9 protein-coding genes are annotated in these 13,704 nt (G+C 62.2%); 5 read left to right on the top strand and 4 right to left on the bottom strand.

Features of this window, described 5'->3' with window-relative positions; translation table 11 throughout:
* Nucleotide 1 precedes the first annotated feature (1 nt).
* Both cyoB and cyoA read right to left on the bottom strand, forming a co-directional pair.
* Nucleotides 2-2,008: a cytochrome o ubiquinol oxidase subunit I gene (cyoB, locus tag J2858_RS13735; protein ID WP_210105373.1), complete on the bottom strand. Its 2,007-nt coding sequence runs from the start codon at nt 2,006-2,008 to the stop codon at nt 2-4.
* A 30-nt stretch (nt 2,009-2,038) separates the two neighbouring features.
* A complete protein-coding gene (cyoA, locus tag J2858_RS13740; protein WP_210105374.1) occupies nt 2,039-3,220 on the bottom strand; it encodes a ubiquinol oxidase subunit II in 1,182 nt (393 codons plus the stop codon).
* Between the two features lie 335 nt (nt 3,221-3,555).
* Here cyoA and J2858_RS13745 point away from each other — a divergent pair, with 335 nt between their 5' ends.
* Together J2858_RS13745 and J2858_RS13750 are read left to right on the top strand one after the other, a co-directional pair.
* Complete coding sequence (locus tag J2858_RS13745) at nt 3,556-4,902, top strand: MFS transporter (RefSeq protein ID WP_210105375.1); 1,347 nt, start codon at nt 3,556-3,558, stop codon at nt 4,900-4,902.
* Between the two features lie 131 nt (nt 4,903-5,033).
* Nucleotides 5,034-5,786 (top strand): hypothetical protein, encoded by a 753-nt coding sequence (locus J2858_RS13750; protein ID WP_210105376.1) that lies wholly within the window; start codon nt 5,034-5,036, stop codon nt 5,784-5,786.
* A gap of 91 nt (nt 5,787-5,877) precedes the next feature.
* On the opposite strand, the gene J2858_RS13755 is transcribed toward J2858_RS13750, so the two are convergent.
* Nucleotides 5,878-6,621 carry a ParA family protein gene (locus J2858_RS13755; RefSeq protein WP_210105377.1) on the bottom strand — a complete coding sequence of 248 codons (744 nt, stop codon included), beginning with the start codon at nt 6,619-6,621 and terminating at the stop codon, nt 5,878-5,880.
* Nucleotides 6,622-6,944: 323 nt separating this feature from the next.
* Between J2858_RS13755 and treZ the strand changes: the two genes are divergently transcribed.
* Both treZ and malQ read left to right on the top strand, forming a co-directional pair.
* Nucleotides 6,945-8,717, top strand: a complete 1,773-nt coding sequence (gene treZ / locus J2858_RS13760) for a malto-oligosyltrehalose trehalohydrolase (RefSeq protein WP_210105378.1) — start codon at nt 6,945-6,947, stop codon at nt 8,715-8,717.
* Entirely contained in the window at nt 8,710-10,620 is a 1,911-nt protein-coding gene (malQ, locus tag J2858_RS13765) for a 4-alpha-glucanotransferase (RefSeq protein ID WP_210105379.1), read from the top strand. Before treZ ends, malQ begins: the two co-directional genes overlap by 8 nt.
* A gap of 9 nt (nt 10,621-10,629) precedes the next feature.
* Here malQ and cysG read toward each other — a convergent pair whose 3' ends face one another.
* A complete protein-coding gene (gene cysG / locus J2858_RS13770) occupies nt 10,630-12,135 on the bottom strand; it encodes a siroheme synthase CysG (RefSeq protein WP_210105380.1) in 1,506 nt (501 codons plus the stop codon).
* Between the two features lie 264 nt (nt 12,136-12,399).
* On the opposite strand from cysG, the gene J2858_RS13775 reads away from it, so the two are divergent.
* Nucleotides 12,400-13,473, top strand: coding sequence for a LacI family DNA-binding transcriptional regulator (locus tag J2858_RS13775; protein ID WP_210105381.1), 1,074 nt, complete (start codon nt 12,400-12,402; stop codon nt 13,471-13,473).
* Nucleotides 13,474-13,704: the final 231 nt, after the last annotated feature.

The raw sequence follows: 13,704 nt of genomic DNA on the forward strand, positions 1-13,704 counted from the left end.
ATCACGCCTGTTCCGCGAGCTGCTTGGTTCGGGCATTTTCCGTTTCGACAACGGTTTCAGCCGGGATGTAGTAATCGCGCTTGTAGTTGAAGGTATGGGCGATGGAGACGACGATGATGCCGAGGAAGGCGAGGGCCGCCAGCCACCACATGTACCAGATCATGCCGACCGCAAAGGCGACGCTGAGGCCCGACAGGATGACGCCGGTGCCGGTGCCCTTCGGCATATGGATCGGCTTGAAGCCTTCCAGAGGACGCACATAGCCGCGACGCTTCATGTCGTACCAGCTGTCATGGTCGTGGATGACGGGCGTGAAGGCATAGTTGTATTCCGGCGGCGGCGAAGACGTCGACCATTCCAGCGTGCGGGCATTCCACGGATCGCCGGTCAGGTCGCGCAGTTCCTCGCGCTTCAGATAGCTGACGACAAGCTGGATGAGGAAGGAGCCGATGCCGAGCGCAATCAGGAACGCACCGAAGGCGGCAATCACGAACCAGATCTGCAGCGAGGGATCTTCGAAGTGGTTGACGCGGCGGGTGACGCCCATCAGGCCAAGCACGTAGAGCGGCATGAAGGCGAAGTAGAAGCCGATGAGCCAGAACCAGAAGGACATCTTGCCCCAGAACGGATCGAGCTTGTAGCCGAAGGCCTTCGGAAACCAGAAGTTCACGCCGGCAAGCAGGCCGAACACCACGCCGCCGATGATCACGTTATGGAAGTGCGCGATCAGGAACAGCGAGTTGTGCAGAACGAAGTCTGCCGGCGGTACGGCCAGCATCACGCCGGTCATGCCGCCGATGACGAAGGTGACCATGAAGCCGATCGTCCACAGCATCGGCACTTCATAGCGGATGCGGCCGCGATACATCGTAAACAGCCAGTTGAAGATCTTCGCGCCCGTGGGGATCGAGATGATCATCGTGGTGATGCCGAAGAAGGCGTTGACGCTGGCGCCGGAACCCATGGTGAAGAAGTGGTGGAGCCAGACGAGATAGGACAGGATGGTGATGACGACCGTCGCATAGACCATCGAGGCATAACCGAACAGGCGCTTGCCGGAGAAGGTCGAGACGATTTCGGAAAAGATGCCGAAGGCCGGCAGGATGAGGATGTAGACTTCCGGATGGCCCCAGATCCAGATGAGGTTCACATACATCATCGGATTGCCGCCAAGGTCGTTGGTGAAGAAGTTCGTGCCGGCATAGCGGTCGAGCGTCAACAGAACGAGGGTGGCCGTCAGGATCGGGAAGGAGGCGACGATCAGAACGTTGGTGCAGAGCGAGGTCCAGGTGAAGATCGGCATCTTCATCATGGTCATGCCCGGCGCGCGCATCTTGACGATGGTGGCGATGAGGTTGATGCCGGATAGCGTTGTTCCGACACCGGCTACCTGCAGGCCCCAGATATAATAGTCAACCCCGACCCCCGGCGAGTAATCGGCACCCGAAAGGGGCGGATAGGCAAGCCAGCCGGTGCGGGCGAATTCGCCGACGAACAGCGACAGCATGATGATCGCTGCGCCGGCTGCCGTCATCCAGAACGAGAAGTTGTTCAGGAACGGGAAGGACACGTCGCGGGCGCCGATCTGCAGCGGCACCACGAAGTTCATGACGCCCGTCACGATCGGCATGGCGAAGAAGAAGATCATGATCACGCCATGGGCGGTGAAGATCTGGTCGTAATGGCTCGGGGGCAGGTAGCCCTCATTGGCACCGAAGGCCATGGCCTGCTGCGTGCGCATCATCACCGCATCGGCAAAGCCGCGCAGCAGCATGACGAGCGAGAGGATGACATACATGATGCCGATCTTCTTGTGGTCGACGCTGGTGAACCACTCGTTCCACAGATATCCCCACAGGCGGAAATAGCTGATGGCGCCGACGACGGCGAGGCCGCCGAGCACCACGCCGATGAAGGTGACGAGGAGGATCGGCTCATGGGTGAAAGCCAGCGAATCCCATGACAACCGTCCGAAAATGAATTCCAACAGGTTACTGTTCGTGAACATTGCAGTTTCCGATACGTCTCAAGCCGGCGATTACGGCTTCGTGTTTGTGTTCAGCTGGTCAGGCGCCACGCCTTTGCCATCATGGCCTTCGTGGCCGGACATGCCGGGCATAGTCGACATGCCGTCGTTACCCTTGCCCGGCTGCGCGGCTGAACCCGGTGCGGTTTCCGCTTCGGTGCCCTCATGGCTCTTTGCGCCATGGCCGGTGGCCGGATAGGTCGCGCCGGGGCCTTCTTCGTTGGTCCAGCGGGTATCGTATTGCAGGCGTTCGCGGTTTTCCGCGCTATCCTTGCCGGCGCCGCCCATCATGTCGATATGCATCATTTCGTTCTGGCACATCTGGCCGGGTTGGACGCACAGATTGAGGATGGCCTCGTACAGACCGTTCTCCACCTGGCCATAATAGGTGACCGGCACGCGGGCACTCGGACGTTCCAGCTTCAGGTATGCGTCGCGGTTGAGCGGGGAGCCCTGGTTCTTGACCTGGGAGACCCACTGGTCGAAGCCCTCGTTGCTCACGCCATGGAACTTGAAGCGCATGCCCGAAAAACCGTCACCGCTATAATTGGCGGAAAAGCCTTCGTAGACGCCTTCCTTGTTCATCACCGCGTGCAGCTTGGTCTGCATGCCGGGCATGGCATAGATCTGGCCGGCAAGGGCGGGGATGTAGAAGGAGTTCATCACGGTCGAACCGGTGATCTTGAACTCGATCGGCGTATCGATCGGCGCTGCGATCTCGTTGACCGTGGCAATGCCCTGTTCCGGGTAGAGGAACAGCCACTTCCAGTCGAGCGCCACCACTTCGATGGTGATCGGCTTGGTCTCGGGCGTGACCGGACGGGCCGCATCGATGCGGTCGAGCGGGCGATACGGGTCCAGCTTGTGGGTGCTGATCCAGGTGACGGCGCCGAGCGCGATGATGATCGCCAGCGGTGCGGCCCAGATGATCACTTCCAGGCGCGTGGAGTGATGCCATTCCGGGTCATACTGGGCGCTGGTGTTCGACCGCCTGTAATGCCAGGCGAAATAGAGCGTCAGGCAGATCACCGGAATGATGATCAGCAACATCAGCACCACCGAAATGATGATGAGGTCGCGCTGCTGCATGGCGATGTCACCGGACGGCGACATGACGACGAGATCGCAGCCCGAGAGCGCGAGAAGTAGGATGAGGGCACTAAGCCGGCAAATGAGCTTCATCAACCGTGGCATCTTTCAGTTCGAAATTTGCGTTTTGTCACTCTGCGACTAAAGCATGAGAGCAAGGCTCCCTATGAGGTCTTTCGTCGCAGTGCAAAACATTTTCGTGCAACGCAACAAGAAACCGGGGACCGCCTCGCCGATGATGGAGCGGGTGTGTGCAAAAGTCCCGCACGACGCCAGAGTTCCACCCGAAACGGTAAAGACTTTGCAACAATATACGGCACCTGCACCGTTTGGAGCAAATTCTTTGCCATTGAAGCGAGACCGGGCTTGATAACACGCAAATATGCATCATCCTATCTTTTGGGGAGGCGACTATTCGCCGCAAAGGAGGAGACCGCATCATGAGCATTACAACCAACCCCACATCGTCCGAGTTCGAGCGCGACGCCCGGCAGATGCACGATGGCAAGCCGTTGTCTCCCGGCAGCATCGCCATTGGCGTGGTCATCGGCCGCATGTCCGAATTCTTCGATTTCTTTGTCTACGGCATTGCCTCGGTTCTGGTTTTCCCGCGCCTTGTTTTCAGCTTCGCCGGCGATCCGGTGACGGCGACACTGATGTCGTTTGCCGTCTTTTCGCTGGCCTTCCTGGCGCGACCGGTCGGCTCGCTGTTCTTCATGTGGATCGACCGCACCTATGGCCGCGGATCCAAGCTCACCATCGCGCTCTTCCTACTCGGCGGCTCGACGGCCGCTCTTGCCTTCCTGCCGAGCTACCAATCCGCCGGCGTCTGGTCGGTGGCGCTTCTGGCGCTGTTTCGTCTCGGCCAGGGCTTTGCGCTCGGCGGTGCCTGGGATGGCATGGCTTCGCTTCTGGCACTCAATGCGCCCAAGGAGCATCGCGGCTGGTATGCCATGATCCCGCAGCTTGGAGCGCCCATCGGCTTTGCGCTCGCAAGCGCGCTGTTCGGCTATTTTGCCGTCAGCCTCACCGATCAGGATTTCCTCACCTGGGGCTGGCGCTATCCGTTCTTCGTCGCCTTCGCCATCAACGTGGTCGCCCTGTTTGCCCGTCTGCGTATCGTCGCCAGCCGCGAATTCGGCCAGCTGTTCGAAACGCTCGAGTTGCAGCCGCGGCCGGTTCTCGAAACCATTCGCGTCCATGGTCGTGATATCCTGCTCGGCGCCTTTGCGCCGCTTGCAAGCTTTGCCATGTTCCACCTCGTGACGATCTTCCCGCTCAGCTGGGTGACGCTGCATGGCGGCCAGTCGGCGGGCGAATTCCTGTTCGTGCAGATTTTTGGCGCGATCGTCGGCATCGGGGCAATCGTCGTGTCCGGGCTTGCCGCCGACCGCATCGGCCGGCGCAAGCAGCTGATGGTCGGTGCCGGCATTATTGCCCTCTTCAGCTTTTCGGCGCCCTTCCTTCTGGATGCCGGCGGCAAGGGGCAGGATGCCTTCATCATCATCGGCTTCGGCATTCTCGGCCTTTCTTTCGGCCAGGCGTCCGGCGCGGTCTCCTCGCGCTTCTCGCTTCCCTATCGCTATACCGGTTCGGCGCTCACGTCTGACCTCTCCTGGCTGGTGGGCGCGGGCTTTGCGCCGCTTGTGGCGCTCGGCCTTGCCAGCAATTTCGGCATCATCTTCATCGGTGGCTACCTGATTTCCGGCGCCATCTGCACGCTTGCGGCGCTCAGCCTCAGCCGGATCCTTGATTCCTCCGAGCATCAGGCCGCGGCAAACCGCTAAGCGCCCTCCGGCACCTCTGGCATCAGACATCCCGGCCGTCGACAGACGGCCGGTTTTTTGTTTTGTCGGCTTGCCGGTTGCTGCCGGCCAAAAGACATGCAAGGCATGCACATCATCGGGAGATCAAAGACATGACGGACATCAACGACGCGGCCGGGACGACAAAGCTTACCGACCAGCTTTCACAGGCCATGCGCGACGGGCAGACCATCGGTACGGAGGGCCTTGTTGTGCCGGATGTCTCCGGCGCCTATGCCATCCAGGCCGACATCCTGAACCGGCTCGGGGCAGGTGCGCCGAAGGGTTACAAGTTTTCGCTGCGCGATGGCGGCCTCTACGGTGCGCCCCTCATCTTTGTCAGCACCGTTCCGGAATCACCGTTCTGCGCCGGCATCAAGGTGGAAATCGAACTGGCGCTGACGCTTGGCCGTGACCTGCCGCCGCGCTCTCACCCTTACAGCCGGCAGGATATCGTCGATGCCATCGAAAGCGTCGCAATCGGGGTCGAACTCGTGCGCAGCCGCTATACGCAAGGCCCCGGCAGTTCGCTGCCGCTCCTCCTGTCGGACATGATGAGCAATGTCGGGTATATCGTCGGGCCGGCACTCGACCGGGCGCTTCTGGCGGAAGGGGCAGATCTCGGCACCCTTGTTCTGACCAATGGCGAGACGGTTCTCTTTGACGGAGCCCCCCGGCACCCGGACGGCGATCCTCTGGCGGCCGTCATCGCGGCCGCCAATGGCGGCTTGCCGATGGGCGGCCATCTGACGAAGGGCGCTGTGGTGACCACCGGCACGCTCTGCGGCGCACCCGCTATCCCCGCGGCGTCCGATTTCACGGCAAGCCTTGGCGGTCAATCGATCACGGTCACGCTGACGGCGTGACGGCACTGAAGACGGCAGAAGGCACCCGCAGGGTTTGCGGGTGCCTTCTGCCGGAAGTCGGGGCGGTGGATCGGGCTGCCGATAGCGGTTGTCAGGCCGCCTTGCGCTGGCGGGTTGCCGTGGTCTTCGGCGCCTTCTCGGCCTTCGGTTTGCTCGTCTTCGGCTTGGCAGCCTTCAGCGGCACAAGGCTCATGACTTCCTCGGCAAACTGGCGGGCATTGTCACGCGCCTTGTCGAGATTGCTGACCCGTTCCGCTTCCATCGTATGCAGCGTGCCGCCGGTGACGAACATGTCGCGATAGGCAGCCCGTTCGATGAGGGCCGTTTCCAGCATATGCACCTGCTTTTCGGCCAGGATGGCCTTCACGGCGGTCAGCGCGCGGGTGGTGATGATGGAATTGATGCGCGTCAGCACCACCGAATGGGGAATGCGGATATCGCACTGGATCGCCAGCTGCTGAAGGATCTCCAGCACCTGCGCGCCGCCCACGGCATCCATGGCGCAGCCCTGTACCGGGATCATCACCCGGTCCGACAGGCCGATCGCCTTGGCCAGAAGCGGGGACATGCCGCCGGCAACATCGACGATGACATAGTCCATCTTCTTCGACAGGGCCTTCACGTCCTCTTCGATCGTCCCCTCGGTTATATGGGAAACGACGGTGAATTTTGCAGAAGCGGCGTCGAGGCCCTGCCAGCGGGTGATCCACTGTTGCGGATCGGTATCGAGAATGGCAACGCGGTGTCCGCGTTCGGCGAGTTCTGCGGCAAGAATGAGAGCGACGGTCGTCTTGCCGGCGCCTCCTTTGGTATTTGCAAATGTGATTGTAGCCATGGCTAACCTTCAAGCAAAAATGGGGTGGTTCATCCTCGTGCGGTGGCGCGCTCGTCTGGCTTTTTCTGGTGATGGGCTTTCGCAGAGATGACGTGTCATATTCCCGGATGAAGCTTGCGTGACGCTGGTGGAGAGCGCCAGGAACCCCGCATTTGCGGGCTTTTTGACGCAATTTTTCGCGCTATGTCCCTGCGCCTCCATCCGCTGACTGACTATGTCTTTGACTGGGTTCGGTTTATTCGTCTGCTTGAGCGCAGGCCGCGCGAAACCTTTCCCGCTTTGACGAGTTGAACAGTCGACCCCTCCTGCAAAAGGTTTCCTACGTGTCTGAATTTCTGTTCGGCCCAGTCGTTTCCCCGTCCGAAACCCGGTTCCGCTTCTGGTCACCCCTCCATGACAGCGTCCGGCTGAAGCTTGAAGGTCAGGACCCTATCTCCATGACGCCTGTGAGCGATGGCTGGCATGAAAGAACGGTGCCGGGAGCCGGGGCCGGCACCCGGTATTCCTTCGTCCTGCCCGATGACCTCGTTGTTCCGGATCCCGCCTCGCGCCACCAGTCGGAGGATGTCCATGGTCCAAGCGAGGTGATCGATCTCGACGCCTATGTCTGGCGCACACCCGCATGGCGCGGTCGCCCGATCGAGGAACTGGTGATCTACGAGATGCATATCGGCGCCTTTACCCCGGAAGGCACTTTTCTCTCTGCCATCGAACGGCTCGATCATCTCGCAGCCCTAGGCGTCACGGCCCTGCAGATCATGCCGATCAGCGATTTTCCCGGCAGCTACGGCTGGGGTTACGATGGTGTCCTGCCCTATGCGCCGGAGGCAAGCTATGGCAGGCCAGAGGATCTGATGGCGCTCATCGATGCCGCGCATGAACGCGGCATCTGTGTTCTGCTCGACGTCGTCTATAATCACTTCGGCCCGGACGGAAATTACCTGCCGGCCTATGCGCCGATCTTTACCGAGCAGCACAAGACGCCGTGGGGCAGCGGCATCAATTATGATGGCGCCTCCTCGCGCCCGGTGCGTGAATTCGTGATCGAAAATGCCCTCTACTGGATCGGCAAGTTCCGCTTGGATGGCCTGCGCCTCGATGCAGTGCATGCCATCAAGGATGATACGCGCGAACATCTGCTGCATGAACTGGCGCGCCGCGTCCGGGCGGAAGCCGGCGATCGGCATGTGCATCTGGTCGTGGAGAATGAGGACAACAACAGCGACCTCCTGCGGCGCAACGCGGATGGTCGGCCGGTGCATTTTTCGGCCCAGTGGAACGATGACATCCACCACGTCCTGCATATCGCCGCGACCGGCGAGGACTTCGGCTATTATCAGGATTACGCCGGCGACCCCGCCAAGGTCGGCCGCGCGCTGGCGGAAGGCTTTGTCTTCCAGGGCGAACATATGCCGTATCGCGGCGAGGCGCGAGGCAAGCCGAGCCGCCACCTTCCGCCCACCGCCTTCATCTCTTTCATCCAGAACCACGACCAGATCGGCAACCGCGCGCTGGGCGATCGCATGATCGTCTCGCAGCCGCTGGAGGCCATGAAGGCGGTGGCTGCCGTCTATCTGCTGGCGCCGCAATTGCCGATGCTGTTCATGGGCGAGGAATGGGGTGCGCGCGAACCCTTTCCCTTCTTCTGCGATTTCGATGAGGAGCTGAACGAGAAGGTGCGCAAGGGCCGTCGCGAGGAAATGTCGCGCCTGCCGGGCTTCGATGGCGACGATCTGCCGGATCCAACGGCGCGTGCAACCTTTGAGAGCGCCAAGCTCGATTGGACAAAGCTGTCGCAGCAGGAAGCGCAGGACATGCTCGGCTTTTACCGCCGGCTGATCGAGATCCGGCAAAACCATGTCGTGCCGCTTCTTGCCCAGTCGACCGGCACCAGTGCCCGGTTTGAACACGAAGGCGATGGCCTCTTGGTGGAATGGACCTTGGGCAACAAGCACCTCAGCCTGCGGGCCAACCTCACCGCGAAAGCCGGTCGGGTGCCTGAGGTGTCGGAGGGCGAGGTGATTTTCCGCTTGGGCACTGTCGAGGCGGGCGAGGGGGCGCCATGGTCGGTGGTGTGGAGCCTGACCGATGGATGACCCGACCACTCTTGCGTCCAGCCCCTCGACCCCATCCGTCACGCAGGGACATACAGCCACCCTGGACGAACTGGCGCGCCAGCACGGCATCGAGTTCACCCGCCCCGACCCGGATGGACGGGAGGTCGCGATTTCCCGCGACACGAAGCGGAAAATACTTTCGGCGCTCAATGTGACAGTCGGGGACGCGGCCTTGATGGAGGCCGCGCCCGTCTGCTTCCTGCCGGATGTCCTGTCTGAGGATCGTCTCTGGGGCCTCAGCCTGCAGCTTTATGAGCTTCGGTCTGATCGCAACTGGGGTATCGGTGATTTTGCCGATCTGCGCGCCATCTGCGGTCTTGCCGGCCGGGTGGGTGCTGATTTCATCGGGCTCAACCCGTTGCATGCACCCTTCATGGCAGATCCGGCCCGGTGCAGCCCCTATGAGCCGTCCAGCCGCCAATGGCTGAATCCGCTTTACATCGCTGTCGATCAGGTGCCGGGTTTTGCGCCGCGGTCCGATCTGGACAAGGCTTTGCAAAAGCTCCGGCAGGCAAAGCTTGTCGATTATCCGGCGGTGGCCACGGCCAAACTGCGGGAACTGCGGCGTCTGTGGCAGGCATGGCGGAAGGCGAACCTGTCATCCGGGGCTTATGGGGCATCGGCCTTTGAAAGCTTTCTGGAACAATCCGGCGAAAGCCTGCGCCGCCACGCGCTGTTTGAGGTGATCTCTGCCGATATGGTCTCGCGTGGTCTGCCGGCCGGCTGGCGGAACTGGCCAAGTGACATGCAGGCACCGGACAGCCCGGCTGTGGTGACCTTTGCCCAGTCCAGACTGGATGAGATCGAATTTCACATGTGGCTGCAATGGGTGGCGCATGTGCAGCTTTCCGATGTGGTGGGGGCGGCCGAACAGGCGGGCCTGCGCATCGGGCTTTATCTGGATCTTGCCGTCGGCGAGGCGCTGGATGGATCCGCCACCTGGAGCGAGCCGGGCATCTATGTGTCTTCCGCCAGCATCGGCGGCCCGCCCGACCCCTGGGCGGTGGACGGGCAGGACTGGCGGCTTGCCGCCTTTCTCCCGTCGAAAATTGCCGAGGGCGATCCGTCGCCCTATCGGCGCATGTTGGACGTGGCCATGCGCTATGCGGGCGCCGTGCGCATCGATCACGCGGCAGCGCTTGCGCGGCTGTTTCTCGTGCCCTTTGATGGCACACCGGCTGACGGCGCCTATGTCGCCTATCCGAAGGAGGATATGCTGCAGGTTCTGGCCGAGGCCTCGCACGATCATCATTGCCTGGTCATCGGCGAGGATCTCGGCAACCTGCCGGAGGGGCTGCGGGAGGATCTGGCACGCGCCTCGCTGCTCTCCTACCGCATCTTCTCCTATGAGTTGAACGAAGAGGGTTTTGTTGCGCCGGCCGATTATCCGGCTCTGTCGCTCGCCTGCGTTTCCACCCAAGACCACCAGACGCTGGGCGGCTGGTGGTCCGGTGCCGACATCAAGGCCCGGGCCGAGCATGGCCTCGTGCCGCAGAAAACAGCCAAGGCCGATCTCACCGCCCGCGCGAAGGAAAAATCCGACCTGGTGCGGGCGCTGGCTTTGGAAGGTCTTCCCGTGCCGGATGCGGCTGCTGCCGTGTTGAAGGGAAAAGACCTCGATCAACTGGTCCTGTCGCTGCACCGTTTTCTGGCTCGCACGCCGTCCATGCTTCTTGCCGTTCGGCTGGCGGATCTCACCAAGGAAGCGCAGCCGACCAATATCCCGGGCACCAGCGACAGCCATCCCAACTGGCGCCCCAAGCTGTCGGTGCCGATAGAGGCGCTGGAGGATCTCGACCTTCTGTCCTCGGTCGCAGGTGCATTGCGGGAGGAACGGCAGAAGACAATGCCGGGCGATCGGCGCCCGGGCGATCAGCGCTGATAACAGGCGTCAGACGGCCTGCTGCGCCTTTTCGTGCCCGTCTTCTACCGCAAGGCCGGACCCTGAATTTGCCTTGATGAAGGCGTCCCCGATGCCGATCAGCACCGGGTTTTCGTAGCCGATCTCTGCCATGGCAGAGGGCATGTCGATGAGCTTTCCAACCCAGCGGCGCTCATCCTCGCGAGCAATGGCGCTGACAATGACGGAAGGGGTCGTTGCCGCCATGCCGTTTGCGCAGAGCTTGGCAGCGATGGCGGCGGCTGTGCGTCCACCCATGTAAAAGACGGTGGTGACGGTCGGATCGGCAAGTTTTGACCAGTCGAGATCCGCCGGAAGCTCGCCCTTGCGCGAATGCCCGGTGACGAACCGCACCGACTGGGCGTGATCGCGATGGGTGAGCGATACGCCAAGCCGGGCCGCCATGGCGGTGGCAGAGGTGACGCCGGGCACGATCTCGACCGGAATGCCTTCTTTTTCCAGGCTCTCGATTTCCTCGCCGGCCCGACCGAAAATCATCGGGTCACCGGATTTCAGCCGCACCACGCGCTTGCCGCTCTTGGCAAGAGCAATCATCGTGGCGTTGATATCTTCCTGCTTGCAGCTTTCGCGGCCGCCGCGCTTGCCAACCAGCATGCGCTTGGCTTCACGCCGGGCAAGCTCCAGCACGTCGCCGGAAACAAGATCATCGAACAAGATCACGTCGGCAGCCTGCAGGGCGCGCACGGCTTTCAGCGTCAGAAGTTCGGCATCGCCGGGGCCGGCGCCGACCAGCGTCACGCGGCCCACCGCCTGTTCGCCGGTTCCATGGGCGATGCGTCCGGCGTCGGTCACCAGCGCGGCAGCCGTTGTCTCGCTCGGCGCTTCGCGAAACACCCGGTCGACGAACCCTTCCCAGAAGCTGCGGCGCTCCGTGCCTGGCTTCAGCTTTTCGTTGATCGCCTCGCGAATGCTCTGGGCGATTTCGGCCCAGGCTTTGAGCGCCGGCGGCAGAAGCGTTTCAATGCGTCGGCGGATCGCTTGCGCCAGGATGGGCGCGGCCCCATCGGTCGAAATGGCAATGACCACCGGCGAGCGGTTGACGATGGAGCCGAACTGGAATTCGCAAAAGGCCGGCTTGTCGATGACATTGACCGGCACGCCCGCAGCCTTTGCCGCGCAGTAGAACGCCTTGGCTTCCTCGTCCGTCTCGCAGTCGCCCAGCGCCAGAGCCGCGTTCTCGAAGATATGGATGTGCCAGGGGTGATCGTGATGCACCATCAAGGGCGTCTCGCGGCGCGCCTGCTCGTCGATCATGCCTGAAAATGTGTCGGAGAGTTCGTGCCGGGGACAGAAAACATGCACGGTCGCACCGCAGGCCACCAGCAGCTCGGCTTTCCACGCCGCGCCATCGGAACCGCCGGCCAGCACGACACGCTTGTCGGCCAGATTGAAGAACACCGGAAGCTTCGCCAGCGGCTCCATGCGGGCGGGCGTTCCCCGGCGGCTGTCGTTCTTCAGCGGCTGCATGACCTGCATCACCGTTCTCCCGGTCTCTCTTGGTCGTCCCGCTCACGCTTGGCGGCAGGCATGTGACAAAACATGCATGTTCCGTGCCACTTACTAAGGTTCAGACGCAAGGAATAATCCTTCGAAAAACGGCGGGGACAGGAAAAATGCGGCTTATTCTCCTGTCATGCCGCATCGGCTGAAGCAATTGAAGCAAGCGCAGCAGAAACTCCTCGACAAGAGGCATGGGATCGACGTATTCGCTTAAACGATTAAGCAACGATGGCATTGCCGATGCGCAGCGAAAAACCGAAACTGGCCGTGATTGCCGAAACGCTCGGCGTCTCGGTTGCCACCGTGTCCAATGCCCTGTCGGGCAAGGGGCGCGTTTCGCCGGATTTGGCCGAGCGCATCCGGGAGACGGCGCGGGCGCTTGCCTATGTGCCGAGCATGGCGGGCAGGGCACTGCGCACGGGCAGAAGCGGCGTTCTCGGGCTCGTTCTGCCCGATATCTCCAATCCCTTGTTCCCGCAGATTGCCCAGGCCATCGAGCAGGCAGCCTCCACGGCCGGCTACGGCGTGCTGATCGGTGACTCGCGCGGCCATACGGGCGTCCAGACCGAGACGATCGAGCGGCTGATCGACCGGGGCGTTGACGGAATGGTGGTGATCCCGCGCCGGGGCACGCGCATTTCCGATATCGGCTGCCCGGTTGCTGTCATCGATACGCCCTCCACGCCCGGCAATACCGTTTCGTCCGATCACTGGGATGGCGGGCGCCAGATGGGTGCGCATCTGCGCGCGCTTGGGCATCGCAAGGTGCTGATCCTTGCCGGCAGTCCCTTGTCGACTGTCCAGAACGACCGGGTCGGCGGGCTGAAGGCAGGGCTTGGGCCGGGCGCCGACGTCGAGGTCGTCTGGCTGGAAACGCTTGCGTCACCCAATGCGCCCGACCTAGCACCCGATCGTGCGCCCGAGCATTCGCTCAATCTCGCCGCGCGGGTAGAGCAGGGGGTCACCGCCTTTGCGGCGCTGTCGGACCTGACCGCCGTTCGCGCCTTGACCGAATTGCAGGGCGCGGGCATTGCCGTGCCAGAGGCTGCAAGCGTTGCCGGGTTTGATGATCTGATCTGGTCCTCCGTCGTGACGCCGTCGCTGACCACGCTGCGCATGGACATGGCCGAGATCGCCCGGCTGGCTGTTTCGGCTCTCACCGCCGTCATTGAAGGGCTGCCGCGCGCCCGGGTGGCGGCCTCCGGCACGGTGACGGCCGAGCGCTCCAGCGTGCCGATGATGCTGGTTGTGCGCCAGTCGACCGGCCCCTGTCGCACCATTGTGCCCAAGGCCGTGGAAGGGATCGTTCGATGACGATGGTCGCGTCCTCCATGGCGGGCAGGCCTGCCCGTCGCAACATTCGTAACCCGGATGTTGCAAAGCTGTGCGACAGCCCCATTTCCGCCTTGCTTCGAGCGTTTGGTGGAGCCGATGGGCGGGCACCGAAGGCAGGTGCTCACCCGGAAGCCCCAGACAGGAAATTAGAGATGACCGGCCATGTTCCGATAGCGGCGGAGCAGGTCCGTCAGCCGCGCGTGATGTGCC

Origin of the sequence: Neorhizobium galegae (assembly GCF_017877135.1) — a bacterium.
Classification (GTDB): domain Bacteria; phylum Pseudomonadota; class Alphaproteobacteria; order Rhizobiales; family Rhizobiaceae; genus Neorhizobium; species Neorhizobium galegae_A.